At 68.6% G+C, this 24,841-nt stretch carries 23 protein-coding genes; 8 read left to right on the top strand and 15 right to left on the bottom strand.

What is annotated here, in order from left to right; all coding sequences use genetic code 11:
* Positions 1-35: 35 nt before the first annotated feature.
* The 12 genes from ACPPVW_RS05740 to ACPPVW_RS05795 all read right to left on the bottom strand — a co-directional run bounded on the left by ACPPVW_RS05740 (position 36) and on the right by ACPPVW_RS05795 (position 13,504).
* Positions 36-857, bottom strand: a complete 822-nt coding sequence (locus ACPPVW_RS05740; RefSeq protein ID WP_426625560.1) for a sugar phosphate isomerase/epimerase family protein — start codon at positions 855-857, stop codon at positions 36-38.
* 26 nt (positions 858-883) lie between these two features.
* Positions 884-1,864 carry an ABC transporter permease gene (locus ACPPVW_RS05745; RefSeq protein ID WP_426625561.1) on the bottom strand — a complete coding sequence of 327 codons (981 nt, stop codon included), beginning with the start codon at positions 1,862-1,864 and terminating at the stop codon, positions 884-886.
* The gene (locus ACPPVW_RS05750; protein WP_426625562.1) at positions 1,861-3,375 is read right to left on the bottom strand and encodes a sugar ABC transporter ATP-binding protein; all 1,515 of its coding nucleotides are present in this window, start codon (positions 3,373-3,375) and stop codon (positions 1,861-1,863) included. The genes ACPPVW_RS05745 and ACPPVW_RS05750 overlap by 4 nt, the downstream gene beginning before the upstream one ends.
* A gap of 50 nt (positions 3,376-3,425) precedes the next feature.
* Entirely contained in the window at positions 3,426-4,580 is a 1,155-nt protein-coding gene (locus ACPPVW_RS05755; protein WP_426625563.1) for a substrate-binding domain-containing protein, read from the bottom strand.
* Between the two features lie 284 nt (positions 4,581-4,864).
* Positions 4,865-5,872 carry a LacI family DNA-binding transcriptional regulator gene (locus ACPPVW_RS05760; RefSeq protein WP_426625564.1) on the bottom strand — a complete coding sequence of 336 codons (1,008 nt, stop codon included), beginning with the start codon at positions 5,870-5,872 and terminating at the stop codon, positions 4,865-4,867.
* Between the two features lie 261 nt (positions 5,873-6,133).
* Positions 6,134-7,825 carry an MFS transporter gene (locus ACPPVW_RS05765; RefSeq protein WP_426625565.1) on the bottom strand — a complete coding sequence of 564 codons (1,692 nt, stop codon included), beginning with the start codon at positions 7,823-7,825 and terminating at the stop codon, positions 6,134-6,136.
* Positions 7,826-7,838: 13 nt separating this feature from the next.
* Complete coding sequence (locus ACPPVW_RS05770; protein WP_426625566.1) at positions 7,839-8,420, bottom strand: PadR family transcriptional regulator; 582 nt, start codon at positions 8,418-8,420, stop codon at positions 7,839-7,841.
* An 88-nt stretch (positions 8,421-8,508) separates the two neighbouring features.
* Positions 8,509-10,785 (bottom strand): ATP-binding protein, encoded by a 2,277-nt coding sequence (locus tag ACPPVW_RS05775; RefSeq protein ID WP_426625567.1) that lies wholly within the window; start codon positions 10,783-10,785, stop codon positions 8,509-8,511.
* A 67-nt stretch (positions 10,786-10,852) separates the two neighbouring features.
* Positions 10,853-11,461 (bottom strand): uracil-DNA glycosylase, encoded by a 609-nt coding sequence (locus ACPPVW_RS05780; RefSeq protein ID WP_426625568.1) that lies wholly within the window; start codon positions 11,459-11,461, stop codon positions 10,853-10,855.
* A gap of 45 nt (positions 11,462-11,506) precedes the next feature.
* Positions 11,507-12,151 (bottom strand): TIGR00645 family protein, encoded by a 645-nt coding sequence (locus ACPPVW_RS05785; protein ID WP_426625569.1) that lies wholly within the window; start codon positions 12,149-12,151, stop codon positions 11,507-11,509.
* 56 nt (positions 12,152-12,207) lie between these two features.
* Positions 12,208-13,245, bottom strand: a complete 1,038-nt coding sequence (locus ACPPVW_RS05790) for an alcohol dehydrogenase catalytic domain-containing protein (protein ID WP_426625570.1) — start codon at positions 13,243-13,245, stop codon at positions 12,208-12,210.
* A gap of 133 nt (positions 13,246-13,378) precedes the next feature.
* Positions 13,379-13,504, bottom strand: a complete 126-nt coding sequence (locus tag ACPPVW_RS05795; protein WP_426625571.1) for a hypothetical protein — start codon at positions 13,502-13,504, stop codon at positions 13,379-13,381.
* A gap of 186 nt (positions 13,505-13,690) precedes the next feature.
* On the opposite strand from ACPPVW_RS05795, the gene kynA reads away from it, so the two are divergent.
* The 7 genes from kynA to ACPPVW_RS05830 all read left to right on the top strand — a co-directional run bounded on the left by kynA (position 13,691) and on the right by ACPPVW_RS05830 (position 19,091).
* Positions 13,691-14,551, top strand: a complete 861-nt coding sequence (gene kynA / locus ACPPVW_RS05800; protein WP_426625572.1) for a tryptophan 2,3-dioxygenase — start codon at positions 13,691-13,693, stop codon at positions 14,549-14,551.
* The gene (locus ACPPVW_RS05805; protein ID WP_426625573.1) at positions 14,548-15,666 is read left to right on the top strand and encodes a hypothetical protein; all 1,119 of its coding nucleotides are present in this window, start codon (positions 14,548-14,550) and stop codon (positions 15,664-15,666) included. Before kynA ends, ACPPVW_RS05805 begins: the two co-directional genes overlap by 4 nt.
* Positions 15,663-16,985, top strand: a complete 1,323-nt coding sequence (locus tag ACPPVW_RS05810; protein ID WP_426625574.1) for a kynureninase — start codon at positions 15,663-15,665, stop codon at positions 16,983-16,985. The genes ACPPVW_RS05805 and ACPPVW_RS05810 overlap by 4 nt, the downstream gene beginning before the upstream one ends.
* A complete protein-coding gene (locus ACPPVW_RS05815; protein WP_426625575.1) occupies positions 16,982-17,833 on the top strand; it encodes a PaaX family transcriptional regulator in 852 nt (283 codons plus the stop codon). Before ACPPVW_RS05810 ends, ACPPVW_RS05815 begins: the two co-directional genes overlap by 4 nt.
* Before the next feature lie 90 nt (positions 17,834-17,923).
* The gene (gene purS / locus ACPPVW_RS05820; protein ID WP_426625576.1) at positions 17,924-18,181 is read left to right on the top strand and encodes a phosphoribosylformylglycinamidine synthase subunit PurS; all 258 of its coding nucleotides are present in this window, start codon (positions 17,924-17,926) and stop codon (positions 18,179-18,181) included.
* Positions 18,181-18,879 carry a phosphoribosylformylglycinamidine synthase subunit PurQ gene (purQ, locus tag ACPPVW_RS05825; protein WP_426625577.1) on the top strand — a complete coding sequence of 233 codons (699 nt, stop codon included), beginning with the start codon at positions 18,181-18,183 and terminating at the stop codon, positions 18,877-18,879. Before purS ends, purQ begins: the two co-directional genes overlap by 1 nt.
* An 86-nt stretch (positions 18,880-18,965) precedes the next feature.
* Positions 18,966-19,091, top strand: coding sequence for a hypothetical protein (locus ACPPVW_RS05830; RefSeq protein ID WP_426625578.1), 126 nt, complete (start codon positions 18,966-18,968; stop codon positions 19,089-19,091).
* 40 nt (positions 19,092-19,131) lie between these two features.
* Here ACPPVW_RS05830 and ACPPVW_RS05835 read toward each other — a convergent pair whose 3' ends face one another.
* From ACPPVW_RS05835 to ACPPVW_RS05845, 3 genes are all read right to left on the bottom strand, one after another.
* The gene (locus tag ACPPVW_RS05835) at positions 19,132-19,800 is read right to left on the bottom strand and encodes a cyclase family protein (RefSeq protein ID WP_426625579.1); all 669 of its coding nucleotides are present in this window, start codon (positions 19,798-19,800) and stop codon (positions 19,132-19,134) included.
* A 3-nt stretch (positions 19,801-19,803) separates the two neighbouring features.
* Positions 19,804-20,181, bottom strand: a complete 378-nt coding sequence (locus tag ACPPVW_RS05840; RefSeq protein WP_426625580.1) for a TfoX/Sxy family protein — start codon at positions 20,179-20,181, stop codon at positions 19,804-19,806.
* Between the two features lie 132 nt (positions 20,182-20,313).
* Positions 20,314-22,287: a M60 family metallopeptidase gene (locus ACPPVW_RS05845; protein ID WP_426625581.1), complete on the bottom strand. Its 1,974-nt coding sequence runs from the start codon at positions 22,285-22,287 to the stop codon at positions 20,314-20,316.
* A gap of 179 nt (positions 22,288-22,466) precedes the next feature.
* Between ACPPVW_RS05845 and purL the strand changes: the two genes are divergently transcribed.
* Complete coding sequence (gene purL / locus ACPPVW_RS05850) at positions 22,467-24,785, top strand: phosphoribosylformylglycinamidine synthase subunit PurL (protein WP_426625582.1); 2,319 nt, start codon at positions 22,467-22,469, stop codon at positions 24,783-24,785.
* Positions 24,786-24,841 lie beyond the last annotated feature (56 nt).

The following is a 24,841-nucleotide window of genomic DNA, read 5'->3' on the forward strand; positions in this document are numbered from 1 at the left end:
TGTCCTTTCGAGAGTGGTTTTCGGATGCGGAGCCGTCAGTCCGCGAGCAGGCGACGCACGGCCTCACCGCTGCGCTCTGCAGCCTCCTTCGGATCGCCGTCGTACTCGTCGAGCTCGACCATCAGCCAGCCGTCGTAGCCGGTTTCGCGCAACGCCCCGACGATGCCTGCGAGGTCGAGGTCTCCGTCGCCCAGTGGCTGGAAGCTCACCGACGCGCGGGTCAGGTCTTTCAGGTGCACATGGTTGATGCGGTCGCCGTAGCTGCGGATGATCGCTGCAGGGTCGCCGCCGCCGGCCGCCAGATGCGCGACGTCGGGGCAGAAGCCGATGCGCGTGTTCGGCAGCAGCCGGTCGAGCTCCTCCGGGCTCTCGACGATGGTCGACAGATGCGGGTGGTAGCTCGCCTCGATCCCCTGGCTCTCGGCGATGTCCGCGACCTCGTTCAGGGAATCGGCCAGCCGGCGGTAGTCGTCGTCGGTCGTTCCGGCCGCGCGGCGCGCGCCTCCGCCGATGACGAGGCGCTCGGCCCCGAACTGCGCCGCGAGCGCTGCCGAACGCCGGATGCGGTCGAGCTCGTCGGGCAGGATGTCCGGGTAGATGAAGTTGGCCCCGCTGTAGACGCTGACGAGCTCCAGGCCGGCGTCGTGGAGGTGCCCGGCGAGCACCTCGGGCCGGTCGGCGAACTCGACGAGGTTGCCGTCGAACATCTCGACCCCCTCGTATCCTGCCTCGCCGATGTCCGTCACCGCTTGCCGCATGTCGCCGTGCGTGAGGTAGAAGAGGTCTTTGACGCTGGTCACCCCTGTCGGGTGGCCGACGACTCCGCCCCAGGTGATCGAGCAGTATCCGAGTCTCATTCGCTTGTCGCCTTTCCGGTGGTTGGTCACTTCTTGCGGGCCAGTGCGACGGCGAGGATGATGATCCCGCCGCGCACGACCTGCTGCTGGCTGCTGTCGAGGCCTGCGAGGATGAGGCCGTTGTTGATGAGCCCGATGAGCAGCGAGCCGAAGAGGGTCCCGATCACCGTTCCGCTGCCGCCGAACAGGCTGGTCCCGCCGAGGATGACGGCAGCGATCGCGGAGAGCTCGTCGCCCGTGCCCCACTGGAACCTCCCGGACTGGAGGCGTCCGGCATACAACATGCCCGCGATGCTCGCCACGACGCCGGAGAGGAGCAGCACCTGGAAGGTGATCCGCTTGGTGTTGATGCCGGTGAAGTCAGCCGCCATGCGGTTCCCACCGGTCGCGAGCACCTGCCGGCCGAACTTCGTCCGGGCGAGGACGACGGCCCCGACCGCGACGAACACGCCGCTCCAGACGATCAGTCCGGGGACGGGGCCGATGTTGCCCGATCCGAAGATCGTGTTGAAGGTGTCGTCGAGGATCGGGATGGGCGCGGAGGCGGTGATCCACTGGGCCGTGCCGACGGCGATGCCGAGCATGCCGAGGGTCACGAGGAATGACGGGATGCCGAGCAGACTGACCAGTGCCCCGTTGAGGGCACCGACGATCACGCCGACGGCCAGCCCGCAAAGGATGCCGGGGATCGGGCCCCAGGCGGCGATCCCCATCGCTGTGACCACGCTCGCGAGGCCTGCCGTGGATCCGACGCTCAGGTCGATCTGCGCCGCGGCGATCACGTAGGTCATGCCGACGGCGATGATCGTGATCGTCGAGGTCTGCCGGAAGATGTTCAGCAGGTTGTTCGGGGAGAGGAATCCCTGGTCGTGGAGGAGGATCGCGAAGAAGATGAAGACGACGACGAACCCGATGTAGATCACATACCGTCGCCAATCCCAGCTCTTCACGGCTGCGCCGAAGCCGGGGCGCGGTCCGGTCAGGTCGGCCACTGCCGCTTTGTTCATTTCTTGACTCCTTGTACTGCGAGTTCGAGGGTCTCCTCGTCGGGGATGTCACGTCGCGCAACCTCGCGGACGATCGAGCCCTCCCGGATGATCAGGATCCGGTCGCTCACGGCGAGGAGTTCGGGGTATTCGGACGAGATGACGATCACGGCTTTGCCGGAGGCGGCCAGCTCGCGGACGCGGTCGAGGATCTCGCTCTTGGTGCCGATGTCGACGCCGGCGGTCGGCTCGTCGAGGATGAGCACGTCCGGGTCGGTTCCCAGCCATTTGGCGATCACGACCTTCTGCTGGTTCCCTCCCGAGAGCAGCCGCACCGGCCGGTTCGGGTGGGCGACCTTGATGCGCAACCGCTTGATGAGGGATGCCGAGAGGCTCCGGCTCTCAGCCGTGCTGAGGAGGGGACCGCGACGGACCTCGTCGAGCAGCGGGAGCAGGAGGTTCTCACGCACCGAGTGATCGAGGACGAGCCCCTGCTCGCGCCGGTCTTCCGGCACCAGCGCCAGGCCGGCGGCGATCGCGTGCTTCGGGGAGGCGAGGGAGACCCGCCTGCCCTTCACGAGCACCTCGCCGCGCTGGGAGCGGTCGATGCCGAAGAGGGCCCGTGCGAGCTCCGTCCGCCCGCTGCCCATGAGACCGGCGAGCCCGACGATCTCCCCGCGCCGCAGCGTGAAGGAGACCTCCCGGACACGGTCGCCCGCCGTGAGACCACGCACCTCCAGCAGGGGCGGACCGTCGTGCTCGACCGCGTCCCGCTCCCGGTAGGTGAGCTTGCCCTCGATCTTCCGGCCGACGATGCCCTCGACGATGTCCTCGGGGCTGACGACGCTCAGCGACTCGGTGAACAGGCGGCGTCCGTCCCGGAGCACGGTGATGCGATCCGCGATCCGGTACACCTCGTCCATCCGGTGCGAGATGTAGATGATCGAGATGCCCCGGGCTTTCAACCGTCCGATCAGTTCGAAGAGCGCTTCTGTCTCGTGCCGGGCGAGGCTCGCAGTGGGCTCGTCCATGATGAGCACCCGGGCGTTCTGCGACAGCGCCTTCGCGATCTCGGTCAGCTGCCAGTACGCGGTGCCCAACTGTCCGACCTGTGCGCGCGGGTCGATGGTGACTTCCATCCCGGCGAAGATCTCGTTCGCCTGACGGACGAGAGCCCGCTCGTCGATGAGTCCGATCCGGGTCAGCGGCTCGTCGCCGAGGAAGATGTTCCGTGCGACGCTCAGGCTCGGGACGAGGCTGAATTCCTGGAACACCATGCCGACACCGGCGGCCTTCGCGGCGTGGATCGAGTCGATGCGGGCACGGACGCTGTCGATGAGGATCTCGCCGGCGTCGGCGCGGTAGACGCCCTGCAGGATCTTCATCAGGGTCGACTTGCCTGCACCGTTTCCGCCGGCCAGCGCGTGCACCTCTCCCGGGCGGACCTCGAAGTCGACGCTGTCGAGGACGACGACGCCGCTGAACGCCTTGGAGACGGAGCGCATGTCGACGGCGTTGTTCAGTGTGGTCATGATTCGCCTTCCGGCCGGCCGGGAGCGGGGTCGCGCTCCCGACCGGCTGCCTACTTCTTGTACGAGTTCGTCAGGTCCTTCGGCGGGTCCTGGTGGTAGACCTTCTTCCAGGCGTCGAGGACGTTCGAGTGGTCGACCGGCAGGGCGCTCAGCGCGATGTACGGCGGGGCGGTCTTGCCGATCAGGGCCCCCGCACCGAGGCGGGCTTCGGTCACCCCCTGGTCGAAGGGCACCTGGGCTCCCAGCCCGACGACGAGCTGGTTCTTGGCGAGCGCGATGGCGACGTTCGTTCCGAGGTCTTCCGTCGCGATCTTGAGGTCGGTGCGCCCGGAGGCGCGGGCCGCTGCCATCACGCCTTCGGCCGGGACGTCCCAGACTGCCCAGATCCCGGAGAGGTCCGGGTGCTTGCTCATCATGGCGTTGGCCGCGGCCTGGGCGTCTCCGGCGAAGTCGGGGCCGGAGATGCCCTTCTCCTCGACGATCTTGATGTCGGGGTAGTCCTTGGCGATGGTCGCCTTGAAGCCGTCGTAGCGCTGCTTGGTCACGAAGAAGTCGGCCTGGTGGAAGATCGTGCCGATGGTGCCCTTGCCTCCGAGCGCCTTCGCGAGTTCGTGGGCGGAGACGACGCCGTTGCCGTAGTTGTCGGCCGAGACCACCGAGACGTAGTCCTTGCCGGCCTGAAGGCCATGCGGGACGTTGTCCATGAACACGAGCTTCGCGCCGGCCGCGGCAGCCGCCTTGTAGGCGGACGCGGTCGCCACTGGGTCGGTCGGAATCGAGACGATGATGTTCGGCTTCTGCGCCAGCACGGTCTCGAGGTCGGAGACCTGCTTGTCCGGCTTGAAGTTGGCGTCGGTCGTGGCGATCACCTTGATGCCCAGCTTGCCGAACTCGCTCTTGAGGCCGGCGATCTGGGCGGTCGCCCAGTCGTTGCCGCCGTAGTGCATGACGATCGCCGCGGTCGCGCCGAGCGCCTTCACCTTCGCGATCTCGTCGCCGGACAGGTCGGCGGCGGACGCCGGTGACGGGTCTTCGCCGTTCGGGCCTTTGCTGAACACCTGCCCGGTCACCTCCTCGAGCGCCTTCTCGGCCTTCTGGGAGGCGGCGGTGTCCTGGTTGCTGCTGGATGGCGTCGTGGACCTGCAACCGACGATCGCGAAGACGAGTGCCGCGGTTGCTGCCACCAATGCTGTTTTTCGGAGCATGCTTCTCCAGTCCTTTCTGGATTGCGTTAGGGGTGCATGAATGTCCGGCCTTCGCGCATCCTGCTGGAACGGCAGTCGGGCGCGCCGGTAGTGAGTTTCGTCCCCGCGACCGAGCTGCTCCCTGGACAGTCGTCACTGACGTCGGGCCGGATCGATTGCGTGGACTTCGCCGCCGCAGCTCCGTCGAACTCCGTCGGCAGGATCTATCGTGAACGTTCACGGAGATGTTTGTCAAGCGCGACCGGCGACCCGGTTTTCCGCGTCGGCGTCGCTCCGGGGAAGCCTCAGGAGGCGCGGATGGCGCTCTGGCGCACCACCAGAGTCGGCACGCTGGGCGTGCGATCGACCTCGCGACCTTCGACCGCCCCGAGCAGCACCTCGATGGTGGCGCGGGCGAGCGCCGGGAAATCCTGTCTGACGGTCGTCAGCGGCGGCAGGAAGTAGTCCGACCCCTCCAGATCGTCGAAGCCGACGATACTGACATCCTGCGGCACGCGGACTCCGTTCTCCACGAACGCTCGGATGAGCCCCAGCGCCGTGTGGTCGCTCACGGCGAAGATGGCGGACGGGACCCGGCCTTCGTCGATGAGCCGGAGGCCCACCTCGTAGGCCCACTTCGGGCTCCAGTCGCCTTCGAGGCACAGTCCGGGCTGCAGGCCGGCGCCGGCCAGGGCGGCCTCCCACCCGCTCTTGCGCACGCGTCCGTCGAACCAGTCCATCGAGCCGGCGATGTGGGCGATGTCCGTGTGGCCGAGCTCGATGAGATGCTGGGTCGCCATGCGGGCCCCCAGCTCCTGATCCTCGGAATAGGTGAAGACCTTGGGCGTTCCCGAAGCGCCCGCCGCGATCATTTCGACCGGGATGCGGACGGACGCCTTTCGCGTCGCCTCCGCCATCGACAGGCGAGGTGCGATGACGATGATCCCGTCGACGCCGATCTCGTCCAGGGTGTTGAACGCCTCCTGGATCGAGAGCTCAAAGGGTTCGTCCGCGGCGACCACCGTGACGACGTATCCGCGCTCCCGGGCCTCGCGCTCCAGCGAGAGGAGAGTCCCGACGGGGCCGAACCGGGGGGAGCCGTCTGTCACGATCCCGATCGAGGTCGAGCGGTTGGTGACCAGCGCGGCCGCGGATCGATTGCGGCGGTATCCGACCTCGGCGATGATCTCCTGGATCCGTGCACGCGTCGCGGCGTTCACATCCGGGGCGTCGTTGATCACCCGTGAGACGGTCTGATACGAAACTCCAGCGATCCGTGCAACGTCGGTGATCGAGGGTTTCCGCGTCGGCACAGCCCCTCCTTTCGCGACATCGTGTCCACACGGACTCTATCTCCCGCTCGCGCCGGGCACCCATCGACGTTGCGGCGAGGACGGGCGGCCGGCTTCCTCCCCGAGCTGATCGGACTGGCAGCGCGAATGGCGCCTTTTGTGCAAGTACCACGGCAACGGGGGAGATCCGCGGCGATGTGACGCCGGAAAGCAGTGAAGGGAGGACTCCCGGGCCTAATCGGCTCGGGAATCCTCCCTTCCGTACAGCGCGCGCAGCGCTGCTCAGTCGGTGGCCGGCGCGGCGTGGATGCCGTGGTGCTCGTCGCCGTCGCGAGACGCTTCGACGGCATCGCCCGCGTGCGCGCCGTGCTGCACCGCATCGACGGGCGCCTCGGCCGCGTGCGCGCCGTGCAAAGCTCCGGCCGTCGCGGGCTCCGAAGCGCCCTGCATTGCCCCGGCCTGCGCCTGCGCCCCGGCAGGCGCCGCCACGCGTGGTCCCCACGCGGGCGGACGGGGCTTCTCCCACCAGATCACGATCAGCGCGCCGAGAAAGGCGACCGCGGCGGGTAGGAGCAGAGACTCCGACATCGCCTGGGTGAATCCGGCGTGCAGGAAGGTCGGCAGCTCGGTGCCCGTCGTCGCGGCCGGCGCAGCGCCGCTCGGGGCCTTCGGGAGGTCGGCAGCCAGACGGCCGGTGATGAGGGCCGAGATCGACGCGCTGCCGAGCACGGCTCCGATCTGACGTGTCGTGTTGAAGACACCCGATCCGGCTCCGGCCTGGTTCATCGGCAGGTTGCGGGTGGTGGTGGCCGAGATCGGACCCCAGACACCCGACATCGCGATGCCGAGCAGCGCGCTCGGGACGAGCAGCCACCAGATGCTGACATCCGGGGTGAGCATGCGCGAGTAGAGGAACAGCGACAGCGAGAAGAGCACGAGGCCGGGGGTCGCGACCCACTTCGGGTTGATCCTGTCGATCAGTCGGCCCATCACCGGGGCGAGCACGCCGGAGAACACGGCGGTCGGGGCGAGCATCAGCGCCGACTCGGTCGGGGTAAGACCGCGGACGGTCTGGAAGTAGAACACCAGCGGCAGCGCCATGCAGGTCACTGCGAAGCCGACCGTGGTGATCGCGCCGTTGCTGAGCGAGAAGTTGGGGTCGCGGAACAGCGGCAGCGGCAGCAGCGGCTCCTTCTTGTTGAGCGCCTGCCAGACCACGAAAGCGGTCAGGACGACGATGCCTGCGATGATGAGACCCCACACGCTGAACGGGCCGTCGCCGATGGTTCCCCAGTTGTAGGTGCCGCCCTCCTGGAGGCCGAAGACCAGCAGGAACATGCCGACGGCCGAAAGCACCACGCCGAGGATGTCGAAGGCGTGCGTGTGCGTCGGCAGCTTGGGCACGAGGCGCATCGCGAGGATGAAGGCCACGACTCCGACCGGCACGTTGATGAAGAAGATCCACTCCCAGCCGAGCCAATCCACGAGCACGCCGCCGAGCAGCGGGCCGATCAGCGTCGCGACACCCGCGACGGCGCCCCAGAGACCCATGGCAGCGCCACGGCGGTCCGGCGGGAAGATGCGGGTGATGACGGCCATCGTCTGCGGGGTCATCAGCGCGGCGCCGAGACCCTGCACGACGCGGGCGGCGATCAGCATCCCGATGCCGCCTCCCGGCATGGCGCCAGAGAACCCGCACCACGCCGAGGCCAGCGTGAAGATCACGAGGCCGATGAGGTAGATGTTCTTGGGGCCGAAGCGGTCGCCGAGGCGACCGGTGATCAGCAGCGGGACGGCGTACGCGAGCAGGTAGGCGCTGGTGACCCAGATGACCGCGTTGTAGTCGGTCCCGAGGTCGAGGCCCTTCATGATCGACGGGTTGGCGACCGACACGATGGTCGTGTCGATCAGGATCATGAAGAACCCGATGACGAGTGCCCACAGCGCGGGCCACGGCTTCAGTTGGCGTTCCATGCGATTCTTTCTCTCAGTGCTTCTTCTCCTCGTCCCAGGGGATGACTCCCGAGGCGAGGTCGTCGATGAGGGCTTCGAGCGTGGCCACGTCGGCCTCCGCCATCGTGCGCAGATAGCGCACGTCGAGCCAGTACTTGGCGGGCAGTCCTTTTGCCCGGATCGCACGCACCGCCTCGTCCAGCACCGTGATGTCGGCGCGGACCAGCCCGACGCGCTTGCGCAGGAGGTCGATCACAGTCTCGAGCGGGAGGTTGTGCGCCTCGCCGAGGCCGAGCGGGAACTCCGGGAACTGGTTGACCGGTGTCGCGATGATGTCCGCGACGCGCTCGCCGAGAGCCAGGGCGCCCTCCTCCGTGATCTCGTAGGTGGTGCGCTCCGGGCGATTGCCCTCGCGCCCGGTGCCGGTCGCCCGCACCAAGCCCTGGCGGGCCAGACGGTCGACCGTGTGGTAAAGCGATCCCGGGCGCACCTTGACGAGCCGGTCCTCCGACCGCAGCACGAGTGTCTGATACATCTCGTACGGGTGCGTCCGCCCCTCGGCGAGCAGCGCGAGCGCTGCGACGGCGAGGGGAGTCAGGGAAGGCGTGCGCGGCATGGATCGAAGAGCTTTCGATAACGGATGACCAGAACGGATTATTCCACGTGGAATAGTACGCCCGGAGCATTCGGAAGAGCAACTGCGATCAGGACTGGCGTTTCGTCCAGGCGGCCAGCTGTGAACGAGAGGTGAAGCCGAGCTTCATCAGGCCACTCGCGACATGGCCCTCCGCGGTCCGCCGGGAGATCACCAGACGCTCGGCGATCTGCCGATCGGTCAAACCCTGGCCGACCAGAGCGGCGACCTGGCTCTCGCGCGGGGACAAGGGCTGCGCGGGCGCGAGGTGCGGCTTCGTGACGTGGTCGGGCAGTTGGGTGCCGAGCGCATACGCGGCTCCCTCCTCGACCGTCATCGACTTTCCCGCAGCGATCGCCGCGTCATAGGCACGTTGACCCAGAGCCGGTTTCGTCTCGGTTTCCGTCTCAGCCCGGACCGGCCCCCATCGGGGGTCCGAATTGACGATGGCTCCGGCGGGATCGCCGTCGGGAAAACTCACGCCGAGGAGTGTCGCTGCGCGCACGAAGTCGCGCGCTTCGACAGCCGCGCGGGCCAGCGCTTCCTCGCAGCGGGCGATCGCGGGCGGGCTGTCGAGATTCAGCGCCAGGCTCAGAGCTTGTCTCGCCAGCTTGGTCGCCTGCTCCGCTTCACCGCGCCCGACCGCCGAGAGCGACGCCTCGAAGAGCAACTGCATCGTCTCGTACGAGTCCCCCGCTTTGATTCCTTTGCCGATGAGACGCTCCCGAAACTCGGTCGCGGAATCGATATCACCAGCTCGGTCATACGCAGCAGCCAACCGATTCTCGGTGTTCGTGCGAGTGTGAATCTGGTAGACAGTCCCGTACCTCTCCAGCAGCTTCTCCGTCTCGGCGACCTGAAGCTTGTACGGGTGGATATTCAGGGTCCTCATCTCTTCGATCGCGAAGATGGCAGGATCGCCGATCTGCTCAGCGATATCGCGCGCCCGCGCCAGCATTCGCAGCCCCTCGTCCCTGTCGCCGTAGAAGTACATCGTGTTGCCGTAAAAACCGAGCGCCACGCATGCTCCCAGTGTGGGCGGTGTCCCCGTCCCGACCACGAGCTCGAGCCAGCGGTGCAATTCGGAGGCCAGGCCGTTCGCCATCCACATCGGCCGAACGGCGGTCGTCACCAAGAGACCGGCCGATGTGGGATCTCCCTCGGCAAGGCTGAACTCGATCGCGGCCCGGAAATTGGGCAGTTCCCGGCGAAGATACGCCAACCAGTGCGCTTGCCGTGGTCCGTACCAGTCCACGGAGAGAGCCTTGATGCGATCGAGATACCAGTCACGGTGAAGCGCGCGAGCCTCTCGCGCTTGCGCCTCCGACAGTTTCTGGGAGCCGAAGGCGCGGATGGTGTCGAGCATGTCGTAATAGACCAGGTTTCCGGTCTGACGCCGCACGACGATCGACTTGTCCAGTAGCGGCTGCACGATGTCCAGCGCTGAAGCTGCGTCCTCGGGGTACATCCACGCGAGGGCCTCGAGCTCCCAGCCTCCCACGAACACCGACATCCGAGCCCAGACCAGCTGCTCCTCCGGCGTGCAGAGCGCGTAGCTCCACTCGATCGCGGCACTCATCGTCCGCTGCCGGTCCGGTGCGTCTCGCGGCCCTCCCGTGAGCAGGGGCAACGGTTCTGTCAGCATGTCGAGGATTTGACCGGCGGCGAGAGCGCGCATCCGCGTCGCAGCGAGCTCGATCGCGAGGGGCAGACCGTCGAGCCGCACGCAGATCTCCGCGATCGCCTTGCGGTCCGCATCGGAGGGCTCCGGAAGCACAGCCGCGCAGCGTTCCAGAAAAAGCGCCGCCGCCGCCGAGTCGCTCGAACCCGACCCTTCTGTCTCGAAAGGGTCGAGCAAGAAGAGCCTTTCGGCGGCCACCCGCATCGCCTCGCGGCTGGTCGCCAATACTGTCAGTCCCGGACATTCCGCGAGCAGGGAGTGCACCAGGGCGATGCACTGATCCAGGATGTGTTCGCAGTTGTCCAGCACCAGGAGGCCCCGCTTGGACCCGAAGAAGCTCACGATCCGCTCAACGCCTCCGCTGAAGGGCGTCGGAACCCCCAAGACGCCGCTCATCTCGTCGATCAGCGATCCCGACGGGCTGACGCGGGTCAGGTCGATGTACCACTCTCCCCCCGGAAAGTGATTCCGCACGGCCTTCGCCAACTTGATCGCGAATCGCGTCTTGCCCACCCCGCCGGGACCCACGACGGTGAGAAGACGCGTCGTTCCGAGCAGCTCCCGCGCAGCCGTCAGCTGTTTCCGTCGATCGATGAATGTCGAGTATTCGGACGGCAGTGGAGCTATGCCGCGCCCGGCTCGTTGGATAGTGAGCTCTGCGACCATAGAACCCATTCTGGCGTTGTACTCACATTTTCAAAACAGAAATCATTCCAGAATATCGCTAGACCGGTTATCCCAATGCCCGGTTCAGCTCGACCAGCTGCTGGGCGAACAGCACGGCGCCACCCTGCGCCGGGTGCCGGATCGCCGGGGCCACCAGACCAGACGCGGCAATCGCGCCCTGTGCCTTGCGGCCGACCGCGACCACGGTCTCGATGCCCAACGCGCGGATCAGCTCGAGTGCGACCGGCACACCGTCGCGCACCTCGGCCGGCCTCGGCGTGCGATTGCTTCGTGGATCGCCCGCGACGAACGGATGCAGCGGATAGACCGGCCACGAAAGCGGGATCGGGCCACGCCAGTCGCGCAGCGTCGCCCATACCACGCGGCTGGAGGCTTCCCACAATGCCTGCGGATGCTCGGGCAGCTCCAGCCCGGGAACGACCCCGGCCTCGGCCTCCCTCCCGGAGACGAACGGCACACCCGTGACCGTCATCCCCCGCCAGCCCGGCGCCTCGCCGAGGAGCAGTACGGAGGCGTGCGGCATCGCCAGGTAGCGGCGGAGGTTGCGCTCGCGGCGTCTGCCCTCAAGATCATCGCCGTAGAGGGCCTCCGCGTCAGCGTGCTCGGGAAGGGTGCGCAGCAGCTCGAAGAATCGGGCGAGCGAATCGGCGGGCACGTTTCAACCCTGCCACGGGGACGCTGTGCGCGTCAGTGCCCGGGCTCAGTGCGACGTCGCCGCTCCCCGCGGTTTCGACATCCGGTCGATCGCGGCGAGCGCCACGGCGGACGCGATGAAGACCAGATGGATCATCACCTGCCAGAACACGCCGAGCGACGTGTACTTCTCACCGTCGATCGAGCCGCCGTTCGTAGCGCCCAGGTCGCCGACGGCGATGAACGTCTTCAGGAGGTGGATGGACGAGATGCCGATGATCGCCATCGCCAGCTTGACCTTGAGCACGTTGGCGTTGACGTGCGAGAGCCACTCGGGCTGGTCGGGATGCCCCTGCACGTTCACACGCGAGACGAAGGTCTCGTACCCTCCGATGATCACCATGATGAGGAGGTTCGCGATCATCACCACGTCGATCAGCCCGAGCACGGCCAGCATCACGTAGGCCTCGTCCACGTGGCTCGGGTCGGAGATGACCCCCTCGGTGAGGTGCCACAGCTCGACCACGAACACGTAGACGTAGACCGCCTGCGCGACGATGAGGCCCAGGTAGAGCGGGGCCTGCAGCCAACGGCTGGAGAAGATCAGCGCACCGATCACACGGCCCGCGCGGGGCGACGGCGGCGCGGGCGTGTACGGCCGGTCTTCGGCTGCGGCCTGGGCGGTGGTCGGGGCGGAAGGGGTCTCGATCACGGGGGTCCTCACGGTCAAGCGGATCCCAGGATACGAATTCGAAGATGTGAGAACGCTCACGGGAAGAGCCAGGGCCGCACCGCCACCCGCGGGAAGCCCCTGCTCGCCAGCGCAGCATCCACCTCGGCGAGGAGGAACACGGCGCCGACCTGTTGTGCGAACGGATACCTCGTGCCTGCGACGGCGAGGAACCGCACCGCCTCTTCCAGGTGCCGCGGCGCGTAGTTGTGCACGCCGCGGATGGTGAGCAGGTGCCGCACGAGGAGGTCAGGGACGACCGGCAGCTCCGGCCCGGGCGACACCGACCCGGCGAGGACCAGCACGCCGCCGACGTCGACCACCGAGACCAGGGAGCGCACGGCGGACTCCGCACCCGAGAGCTCGAGGGCGATCGACGGCGCAGGTCCGCGGCCTCCCGCCTCGGCCAGCGCGTGCGGCAAACCGGAGCGGGCTCCCGGGTCAGCGCCCGGGTCGGCGACCGCGACTGCCCCGAACAGCAGCGCGGCGTCGCGGCGCTCCGGGAGCGGGTCGCTCACGACGACTTTCGCGCCCGCCTCCGTCGCCATCGCGGCGGCTGTCAGCCCGAGCATGCCGGCACCGGCGACGACGACCAGCGCACCGTCGAGCGGGACGATCGCCGCAGCCGCCTCGAGCGCCGCCGCGACCGTCGCCGTGGGACACGACGCGGGTGCGAGCACCTCCGCGGCGACGTGCTCGGGAACCGGCACCAGCGGCGTGCCATGGAGGATGTGCGTGTGCGTCGCGAAGCCTCCCGAGAGCTCCCAGCCGCGCCGCATGCGCTCGTGCCCATACTTCTGGAGGCTCACGCACTGCTGAGGGATGCCTCGATTGCACCGCGCGCACCGGCCGCACGGCACGGCCGACGACCAGACCACCCGCTCCCCGAGCGCGACCAGCTTGCCGTCGGTCGTCTTCGCCCCGCCGCGGCCGAGCGCGACCACCCGGCCGACCTGCTCGTGGCCGCGCACCAGCGGGGTAGATGCCGGCCGGTGACCGAGCACCGTCTCGACGTCGGATCCGCACACCGTCGCGAGCTCCACCTCCACGAGCGCGTCGCCGGGCGCCAGCCGCACACCGGCACGTCGACCGCCTCGTGCGTGTGCCCCTCCCCAGGCCACACCATCGCCGTGGCCGACGGATACACACTCAGCCCCCTCCCCAGGCTCGCCGGTGGCTCGACGACACGTGGGGTCACCGCCTTGATCGTCACGACAGGGTCTGCTGTGCCCGGTCGGCGACGGCGACGGTGAGACCGCGCCGCAGGGCCGCGACGACGTGGCCGAGTCCCACGATGCCATCTCCGACGACCACGAAATCGTAGTGCCCGCCCATGCCTGTCTCCCGTCCGCGTCCCGACGCAGCGCCTCCACGCTAGGAGGCAGCGACGACGGAGGCGGCAACTCCGGGTAACCGGCGGGTGAACGGACGCGAACGCGTGCGTGCCGCTGCAGCCCTCGCGCCTGGCGCCTGGCGCACCGTGCTGTTGCACTTTCGTCACGATCGACGCAGAATCGCAACATGGCCGCGAACGAGAACACTCGAGAGTTCGATCCGGACATCGTCACTGACTTCCGCGAGCGGATGTCGTACGGGTCATACCTCGATCTCGACACTCTGCTCAGCGCACAGAAGCCGGTGAGCGTTCCGGAGCATCACGACGAGCTGCTGTTCATCATCCAGCACCAGACGACGGAGCTCTGGCTCAAGCTCGTGCTCCACGAGCTGGAGGACGCGCGCGACCTGCTCCGCACCGACCAGCTCCCGCAGGCGCTCAAGCGCGTCGCGCGCGTCAAGCACATCCAGAAGACTCTCACCGAGCAGTGGTCGGTGCTCGCCACACTGACACCGACCGAGTACGCGCAGTTCCGCGGTTTCCTCGGCAACTCGTCCGGCTTCCAGTCGTATCAGTACCGCGCGGTGGAGTTCGTGCTCGGCAACAAGAACCGACGCATGCTGACCGTGTTCCGCGACGACCCCGGCGCGCTGGCTCTGCTGACCGAGCTGCTGGAGGCGCCCAGCGTCTACGACGAGTTCCTGCGTTACCTGGCGCGTGCCGGCCACGCGGTGCCGCGGTCGGTGCTCGACCGCGACGTGACGGAGGCCCACGTCTTCTGCCCGGAGCTCGTACCGATGTTCCGCGACATCTACGAGCACGCCTCGGAGCACTGGAGCGAGTACGAAGCCTGCGAGGAGCTCGTCGACCTGGAGGACAATTTCCAGCTCTGGCGCTTCCGCCACCTCAAGACGGTGCAGCGGACCATCGGCATGAAGACCGGCACCGGCGGTTCGAGCGGCGTGACCTTCTTGCAGAAGGCTCTCGACCTCACGTTCTTCCCCGAGCTCTTCGCGGTGCGTACCGAGATCGGCGCCCCGGAGTGAGCGGCCCACCACCCGACTTCGTCCGCGTCGAAGCGCTCTGGACCGGCGATCACTTCACCGGCCCGACCCGCCTCTCTCTCGTCGGCGAGTGCCTCCACCCGACAACGTCGTCGCCCGAGCGCCCGAACACCCACGACGGCTCGGCCCCGTCGAACGTCCTCCTCCTCGGCGGCACCGTCGTCCCGTCGCTCACGGACCACCACACCCACCTCGGCCTCAGCGACCCGGGCGCCCTCTTTCAGGGCGGGATCACGCACGCGGTCGACCTCGGCTGGATCCCCTCTGTCGCCGCCGCATGGCTGGACGACAGTCCCCACCGTCCTGCCATCGCCATCGCCGGCGCGCTCCTCACCGCTCCCGGTGGCTATCCCGTCAACGCGGGTTGGGCTCCTCCCGGCGCGGCGAAGGAGGTCGGCGGCCCTCGGGAGGCCAGGGAGGCGGTGCGGCAACAGGTCATGGCAGGAGCCTCGCGCATCAAGATCGCGCTCAACAGCGATGCGGGCGAAACCGTGGACAACGCGAGCTTGAGCGCAATCGTGGAGGAATCGCATGCCGCCGGTCTCCCGGTCGTCGCCCACGCGCAGGGCGCCGGCCAGACCGCCCGCGCTCTGCGGGGCGGCGTCGACCAACTGGCGCACACCCCGTTCACCGAGCGGCTCGACGACGATGTCGTCGCCGAAGCCGTCGACGCCGGGATGATCTGGATCAGCACACTCGACATCCACGGCTGGGGAACCCCGACCACCGGGTACCGCATCGCCGTCGACAACCTGCGCCGCTTCATCGCCCGCGGCGGCCACGTGCTCTACGGCACCGACCTCGGCAACGGCGACCTCCCCGTCGGCGTGAACGCGCGCGAACTCGCGGCGATCCAGGAGGCCGGCCTCCAGGGCGTAGACCTCATCCGCACGATCGCGGGCACGGGCACGGGCGCCGGCCCATGCACCGGCAGCAGCACCGACGCCACCGCTCCCGCACCGCTCGGACCCCGCATCGCCTGGATCCCCTCCCCGCCGCCCGCCGATCCCGCACACCTCCCCGGCTGGCTCGCCACAGCACGCGGCCTCCACATCTCCGACCTGGCGTCCACCGACCTCCGACAGGAGCACCCATGACCGACACCCCCACCGACGACCCGTTCGCCAGCGACGAGGCCCTCGACGGCGACCCCCTGGCGGCGGCCCGCGCGCTCGACGCCGACGATCCCCTCGCCCTCTACCGCGAGCGTTTCGTCGGCGTCACGCCGAGCGCAGCCTCCCAGAGCTCCCCCACCGACCTCGCCACTCGGGAGCGCGTCCTCGCCTACTTCGACGGCAACTCGCTCGGCCGACCGACGATCCCGAGTGTCGAGCGCCTCCAGCGTTTCGTGATCGACGGCTGGGGAGGGCGCCTGATCCGCGGCTGGGACGAGGAGTGGATGGAACTGCCGTTCCGCATCGGCGACGACCTCGGCGCCGCAGCCCTCGGCGCCGCTGCCGGCCAGGTCTTCATCGGCGACTCGACGACCGTCCTCCTCTACAAACTCGCTCGCGCGGCCGTCGACTCGCTGCCCCAGCGCAGCGAGATCGTGCTCGACACCGACAACTTCCCTACCGACCGCTACGTGCTGGACGGCATCGCACGCGAGCGCGGCCTCGACCTGGTCTGGATCGAGGCCGACACCGAGGCAGGTGTCACCCCGGAGCAGGTCTCCGCGGCGGTCGGTCCACGCACTGCGCTGGTCGTGCTGAGCCACGTCGCCTACCGCTCGGGTTTCCTCGCCGACGCCCGAGCGATCACCCGCATCGTCCACAATGCCGGCGCTCTCGTGCTGTGGGACCTGTGCCATTCGGCCGGCTCCGTGCCCGTCGAGCTCGACGCCTGGCAGGTCGACCTCGCCGTCGGCTGCACCTACAAGTACCTGAACGGCGGCCCGGGCTCACCCGCCTTCGGCTACGTGAACGAGCGCTTGCAGCGGGAGCTCGTCCAGCCGATCCAGGGCTGGATGGGCGTCCGCGACGTCTTCCTGATGGGCCCGGAGTACCAGCCGGCCGACGGCCTCCGCCGCTTCCTGTCCGGGACCCCGCCGATCGTCGGGATGCTCGCCCTGCAGGACACCGTCGCGATGATCCGGGAGTGCGGCATCCAGGCGGTGCGCGACAAATCGGTCGCACTCACCGAGTTCGCGCTGCGGCTGGCCGAGACCTGGCTGACATCGCTCGGCGTCGCCCTCGCGAGCCCGCGCGACCCCGAGCGACGCGGCGGCCATCTCACCCTGAGTCATCCGGCGATGCGGGAGGTCGCCGCCCGGCTCTGGGAGCGGGACGTGATCCCCGACTACCGCGATCCCGGCGGCCTCCGGATCGGCCTCTCGCCCTTGAGCACGAGTTTCCAGGAGGTCGCCGTCGGTCTGGCCGCGGTGCGCGACGTGCTCGGGGAGCTGATCCACGAGTGACCGGAGGCCGCGAGGACCTGGAGGCGCGCAGCGGCTCGGCCACCGCGCTGCTGCGCACAGTCGTCGGCAGCACGCTGCGCCCGATCGGCGGGTGGATGAGCGCCGCCGGCGCCGTCGAGCTCATGGGCGCCCTCGGGTTTCCCGCCGCCACAGCGCGCTCCAGCCTGGCGCGGCTCTGCTCGCGGGGCGTGCTCGTCCGCGAGCAGCGCGTCGGCGTGGCCGGCTACGCCCTCGCCCCGGAGGCCGTCCCGATGCTGGAGCGCGGCGATGCGCGGATCTTCGGGGAGCCGTCGACCACGGCGGAGTGGTGCCTGGTCTCCTTCTCGTTCCCCGAGCACCAGCGGTCTCTGCGCCACCAGCTGCGCCGGCGGCTCGCCGCACTTGGCTGCGGCACCGTCGCAGACGGCCTGTGGATCGGGCCCGACAGCCTCGAACCCGAGCTCGAGGAGGTCGCAGCCGAGTTCGACGCCGACCTCTTCACCGGAGTGCGGCCGGCCGCCGGCCTGGGGACGGACCTGGCGGCCGGTGTCGCCCGCTGGTACGACCTGATGGCCATCCGCACGCTGCATGATTCGTTCGTCGCGCGGTTCGGCGACACCAGAGCTCCCGTCGACGACGCCGAGGCCTTCGCCTTGTGGATCCGGGTGCTCGACGAGTGGCGGGTAATCCCCTACCGCGACCCCGGCCTCCCCGCGGCTGCGCTGCCGCCCGACTGGCCGGGGGAGGCCTCCGCAGCACTCTTCGCGCGCCTCCACCGCGACCTCGGCCCGCGTGCCGTCGCCTTCGCCTCCCGCGTCGCGACCGCCGCGTACACCGACGGTTCGAGCGCGCGGCCGCTCTCGTCGTAGCCGGGCCGTTCCCGTCGTCGTCCTGACCGTCTCGTCGGGACGGTAGAATCGCAGCTGGCCCAGGATGCGCGAGTGGAGCGGAGATCACCCTTGTCGACGATCGTTGTTGAAGTCATGCCCAAGGCAGAGCTGCTCGACCCGCAAGGCAAGGCGGTCGCCGGCGCTCTAGCCCGCCTCGGCAAGGGCCAGTTCTCAGGAGTTCGCGTGGGCAAGCGCTTCGAACTGACCGTAGACGGACCGGTCGACGACGCTACCAAGGCCGCCGTCACCGAGATCGCGAACGAGATCCTCTCGAACTCGGTCATCGAAGACGTGGTGGGCATCCACTATCCAGAGGGCGACGCCTGATGCGCATCGGCGTCATCACCTTCCCCGGCTCGGTCGACGACCGGGATGCGCTGCGCGCCGTCCGGCTGGCCGGCGCAGAGCCGGTGGCGCTCTGGCACGGCGATCACGACCTCCAGGGCATCGACGCCCTCGTGCTTCCCGGCGGGTTCAGCTACGGCGACTACCTGCGCTGCGGCGCCATCGCGAGCCTCTCGCCGATCATGACCGAGGTCGTGGAGGCCGCCGGCCGCGGGATGCCGGTCCTCGGCATCTGCAACGGCTTCCAGATGCTGGCGGAGGCGCACCTCGTCGCGGGAGGTCTCATCCGCAACGACCACGGCAACTTCATCCGCCGCGACCAGCACCTCGTGGTCGAGAACACGAACACCCCGTGGACGAGCGGTTTCGATCAGGGCCAGGAGATCGTCATCCCGCTCAAGAACGGCGAGGGCGGTTTCATCGCCTCGGCCGAGGAGCTGAAGCGGCTCGATGGCGAGGGGCTCGTGGTGTTCCGCTACACGGGGGTCAACCCGAACGGCTCGCTCGACGACATCGCCGGTGTGCGCAACGAGCGCGGCAACGTCGTCGGCCTGATGCCGCACCCCGAGCACGCGGTCGAGCCCGGCTTCGGCCCCGACACCGCCGAAGCGATGCGCTCCGGCACCGACGGCCTCACGTTCTTCACATCGGTCATCCGCTCGGCCCTCGTCGAGGCGTAAAGCCATTCATTGCTCTACTCACTCGCGCGATACGCCACGGGCGGGCGGGCGGGAGAACGTGAGGAGGCGATGGCGCCCGTCGCTTCGTGCCGGGTGAGCCCGGCTTCGCGGCCGCGCGGCTGTTCGCGCTGATCGCAATCCTGGTCGTCGGCGCCGCCGTCTCTCGGACGGCACGGTGGGCGACGACCGCCCCTCCCGGCCGGGGATCGTGACCGACGGCTGGCGGATCCGGCGCCGACTGGTTGGCGGTCCTCACTCCTCCACGCGATAGGCGACCGCACGCACCGGAGCCCCGTCGGCGCCCTGCAGCGGAATCGGGAACAGCGCAACGAACGGGTCGTCGAAGGTGACGGCCTCCAACCGCGTCAGGTTCTCGCAGATCACGCCACCGGCGGCGGCGATGAGCCGGTGACACGGGTAGCCCGCACCGGGACGTCCCGCGGCCGGAGTCTCGTCGATGCTCGGGGCGTCGAGGCCGAAGGTCCGCACGCCGCGGTCGAGCGCCCAGGAACACGCCCCCGCGTCGAGGAAGGGGTGGTCGTAGTACCCATCGGTGCCGTAACGGCCGCTCCATCCGGTGCGGAGCAGCAGGACGACCCCCTCGCGGAGGCCGGCCTCCACCGGCTCGAGGTGCCGCCGCTCGATCCGCCCGTGCGGCCCGAGGTCGCTCGCGTCGACGACGACGGCCGGGCCGGCGAACAGCGCGAGCGGCAGCTCGTCGATGCGGGCGCCCTCGGGTGAGAAGTGGAAGGGCGCATCGACGTGGGTACCCGATTGAGAACCCATCCGCACCGCCAGGAGGTTGAAACCGTCGGCCTCGATCGTCGCGTGCGTCTGCAGGCGCACCTCCGGATCGCCCGGATAGACGTCCGTGTCGGCTCCGAGCGGGTGCGACAGGTCGACGAACGAGCCGAGGCGCATCGGTCAGCCTTGAGGAGCCCGCGGCGCGCGCGGCTTCTTCGCCTTCGGCGGCATCGCCCCGACCTGCTCCAGCGCGACGCCGATCCACTCGCGCAGGCGATCCGGGTCGTCGCGCCAGGCCTCCGGCAAGGCGACATACCCTCCCATGGGTCGGTCGACCGGGCCGTACGGACCGGCCCCGTCGATCGCGAGCAGGCGCTCGCGTACCGTATCGTCGGGCAGCCGCACCCCGACGCTCTCACCGAACAGCCCGGCGAACATGTTGCCGTTCACGAACGCGCCGAGGTTGGCGAACATCGGCTTGATCTCTACGCCGGGACCCTCGGGCACCACCGACCGGAACAGTTCCATCGTCTCCTGCGATGGTCGTGGGATCTGCACTGACGGCCTCCGTCCGGCTCCGGGAGTCGCACTGGGCGCCCTGCCCACATCATTCCACGTCGAGGTCCGGGTCCTGCCGCACAGGACGGGGTCCCGGCAGCAGCCGGGACCCCGTCGAGCCGAACCCGTGTCTCATGGAGTCGGGAACGTCGCCAGAGCGGCCTGCGTGCTCGCGTTCGGCTTCATCCCCCACTTCGTGAAGTAGTCCGCGAGGTTCGCGCCGGCGACCGATCCGGCCATGACCATGAAGTACTGCGCCTTCGCATCGTCCGTTTTGGCTGAGTTGGCCTGCGCGAGGTTCTCCCGGTAGTTCTGGTTCAGTTGCGGGTAGAAGTGATCTCCCGCGATCACGCGCAGCCCATCGAGCATCGCCAGCTTGACGAAATAGTCGGTCTGCGCGTCGTACACTCGCGAGGCGTCCGGCTGCGCCAGGTACGCACGAATGGATGACGGATTGCGTCCGGTCTCGAGGCTGCTCTGCACCCCGAGCGCGCGCTGCACGGCGAGCGATGCGATGTTCACCGTGACCTCGCCCATGCCCGTCCAGCGATTCTGCGGGGCTTGATACGTGTGCCCGATCTCGTGCCAGAGTCCCCACTGGTCGGTGATCGGCTTCGTGAACAGGTCCGCTCCGGCGCCGAAGATATTGGGGAAGATGACTCGGTCGTGGGTCGCGTAGGCGTAGCCGTTGTTTGCGCCGTTTTCGTCCGGGTTCGCGATCAGGATCCGCCCAGGCGACTTATGGTGGGTGCCGGTCGCGGCCGTGTCGAGTCCGTACTCGGCGTCGATGATCTCGACCGCGCGGTCCCACGACCGCACGCGCTCGTCCGTCACGGACGGGAGCAGCGAAGCGATGGTCGAGCGCTGGAGCATCGACACCACCCGCTCCCCGCCCACCACGACGAACGGCGACGTCTCGAACTTCTCCGCCTGGATCGCGAAATCAGCCGATGTGGTCTGTCCGAGGGTGAAGGTCGGCACAGGGACGCCTCCTGTGACCTTCGCGGAGACGGCTCCGGTGGTCGTCTTCACCAGAGACACCAGGCCGTCGCGGTCGGCCACAACGGTGCGAGTACCACCCGCCACGTCGGTCAGCTTGACCCCGACGTCTTTGCGGTCGTTGACCCCGGAGTGCACCCCGTACTGGCCGATGGCGACCTTGACGCCGGTGGCGTCGCTGGGCAGCGAGATCTCGATTTTCTGGCCCGCGGTGACATAGCGGCCGGCCGGTTCCAGGACGCTGTGCCTGTACCACCGGTTCTCGCGGATCCTGTCGGCCTCCGCGTCGCCGCGGGATCCGATCGTCAGAGTGGACGTCACCTGGTCGGTGAGCACCTGCGAGGCCGTCGTCGCACCCACTGTGGCCATGATGCGGGAGTCCGCCCGGACGAGGGGCTGTCCGGGCTTGCCGGGCGCGACGCCGATTTCGATCGTCTGCCCCGGTGCGATGGTCTTCCCGATCGAGATCATCGCCTGACCGTTCGCGCGACTCGCCTTCGCGTAGAAGGCCTTGCCGCCGTGGGTCTCAGCCAGGTACTTGCCGTCCAGCCACACAACGACCCGGTCGTCCGACGTGAACTTCGCCTCGCTCATCGTGAATGTCAGCCGCCCGTCTGAGGCGATCGCCACGTCGGACACATCGCCCCCGCGCGTGGACGCGAGAACGCGGTCGTTCGAGTGCGCCTCGCCCGGTCTGCCTTCGGCGAGGACGATGGAGACCTTTTGTCCCAGCTTCACTCTGACCGGCACGGTGACCGTCGTCACACCGTCGGAGGTCACCGCAGCGGAGTTGTAGGCACGGCCTCCGTAGGTCTCGCTCATGTACTTGCCGTCGAGGTAGACCACCAGGCGCGTCTCCGAGGTGTACAGCCCCGCGCCCATCGTGTACGTGATCCGGGCGTCCGCCGGCACCGTGAGCGACCGGATGAGCGTGGATCCCGTGGTCGTCGAGAGCTGGATGGGAAGGCCGCTCGGGGCCGTCTGCGCGGCGTGCGCCGTGTGGGGTGTCGCCGCATCGGCGGCGACCAGTGCGCCGATCGCCAGCGCGATCGTGGCGCCGAGCGCTCTCGATCGCCCCACTCCGGGTGGACTCGTCGTCGTCATCATCGTCTACTCCTTGTCATATTGTATTTTTGTTGTTCCGCATTAAGCTTTATATTTCTATTACAAGCATTTTGCAAGGAAGGGGACGAAAGCTCCGAGGGGATCCCCAGGAACCGAGCCGGCGCCGAGCGCCGGTAGACTTGCTCCATCCCCGCCACCGCCCAGCAGCCTGGAGTGCCCGCGTGACCGACACCTCTATCCAGCACGTCGTCGACACCGTCGCGAACGCCGCCGCGACGCCGGAGAAGGAGCAGCCGTACGCGGCCCTCGGCCTCAAGAGCGACGAGTACGCACGCATCCGCGAGATCCTGGGCCGCCGACCCACGTCGGGCGAACTGGCGATGTACTCCGTCATGTGGTCGGAGCACTGCTCGTACAAGTCGTCGAAGATCTACCTCCGCCAATTCGGCCAGAAGGTGTCGCCGGCGATGAAGAAGAACCTCATGGTCGGCATGGGCGAGAACGCCGGCGTCGTCGACGTCGGCGAGGGCTGGGCCGTCACCTTCAAGGTCGAGTCGCACAACCACCCGTCGTACATCGAGCCGTTCCAGGGGGCCGCGACCGGCGTCGGCGGCATCGTGCGTGACATCATCTCGATGGGCGCGCGCCCCGTCGCAGTCATGGACCAGCTGCGCTTCGGTGCCATCGACCAGGCCGACACCGCCCGGGTGGTCCACGGCGTCGTCTCGGGCATCTCGTTCTACGGCAACTGCCTCGGCCTGCCGAACATCGGAGGCGAGACCTACTTCGACCCGGTGTATCAGGGCAACCCGCTCGTCAACGCCCTCTCCGTCGGTGTGCTCCGCCACGAAGACCTGCACCTCGCCAACGCCTCCGGCATCGGCAACAAGGTCGTGCTGTTCGGTGCGCGCACCGGCGGCGACGGCATCGGAGGCGCGAGCATCCTGGCCTCCGACACGTTCTCGGCGGGAGGCCCGACCAAGCGCCCCGCTGTGCAGGTCGGCGACCCGTTCGCCGAGAAAGTGCTCATCGAGTGCTGCCTCGAGCTCTACCGCGACAAGCTCGTCGAGGGAATCCAAGACCTGGGCGCCGCCGGCATCTCCTGCGCCACCTCCGAGCTCGCGTCCAACGGCGACGGCGGCATGTTCATCGAGCTCGACAGCGTGCTGCTGCGCGACCCCACGCTCACGGCGGAGGAGATCCTCATGTCCGAGAGCCAGGAACGGATGATGGCCGTCGTCAAGCCAGAGTTGCTCGACGCGTTCCTCGCCGTCACCGCCAAGTGGGACGTCGAAATCAGCGTGCTGGGCGAGGTCACCGACACCGGACGCCTCGTCATCAACTGGCATGGCGAGGAGATCGTCAACGTCGACCCGCGCACCGTCGCGGTCGACGGGCCGGTATACGAGCGGCCCGTGGCCTACCCCGCGTGGATCGACGCCCTCCGGGCCGACTCAGCGTCCGTGCTGGCGCGCCCGACCTCCGGCGACGAACTGCGCGAGCAGACGCTCGCCCTCCTCGGCAGCGCCAACCTCGCCGACAAGAGCTGGATCACCGACCAGTACGACTACTTCGTCGGCGGCAACACGGCGCTCTCCTTCCCGGACGACTCCGGCATGATCCGCGTCGACGAGGAGAGCGGCCTCGGCTTCGCCATCGCGACGGACGCCAACGGCCGCTACTGCCAGCTCGACCCGAAGCAGGGCGCCAAGCTCGCCCTCGCGGAGGCCTATCGCAACGTCGCCGCCTCCGGCGCCGTGCCCGTCGCGGTCACCGACTGCCTCAACTTCGGTAGCCCGGAGAACCCCGAGGTCATGTGGCAGTTCTCGCAGGCGGTCGAGGGACTCTCCGACGCCTGCCTCGAACTGGAGGTGCCGGTCACCGGCGGCAACGTCTCCTTCTACAACCAGACCGGCGACACCCCGATCTTCCCGACGCCGGTCGTCGGCGTGCTCGGAGTGATCGACGACGTCGCCCGTCGCATCCCGGCTGGCTGGCAGGACGAAGGCGAGAACATCTACCTGCTCGGCATCACACGCGAAGAACTCGACGGGTCCGCGTGGGCCGGCACCGTGCACGGCCACCTCGGCGGCCGCCCGCCGGCGGTCGATCTGGCCGCTGAGCGCACGCTGGCCGAGACCCTGCACGCCGCGTCGCAGGAGGGCCTGGTCTCGTCGGCCCACGATCTCGCCGACGGCGGTCTGGCCCAGGCGCTGGCCGAGAGCGTCATGCGCTTCGGCGTGGGCGCCCGCGTCTGGCTGGGCGAGCTGCAGGAGCGCGACGGCGTCGACACCGCGACCGCCCTCTTCAGCGAGTCCACGGCACGCGTCATCGTGTCGGTGCCACGGGAGGACGACGTGAAGTTCCGCGGCCTGTGCGACGGCCGCGGCGTCCCGCTCCTGCGCATCGGCGTGACGGACGCCGAGGTCGGCACTCAGCCGGTCCTCGAGGTGCAGGATCTCTTCACGATCGGCCTGGAGGAGCTCCGCGGCGTGCACCGCTCGACCCTCCCGGAGCACTTCGGCCCGACTGTCTCCTGAGCCCGACATAGAACTGACAGGACACGCCGTCTCGGTAGCGACCGAGACGGCGTGTC

Origin of the sequence: Leifsonia sp. McL0607, from assembly GCF_049993355.1 — a bacterium.
GTDB lineage: Bacteria > Actinomycetota > Actinomycetes > Actinomycetales > Microbacteriaceae > Leifsonia.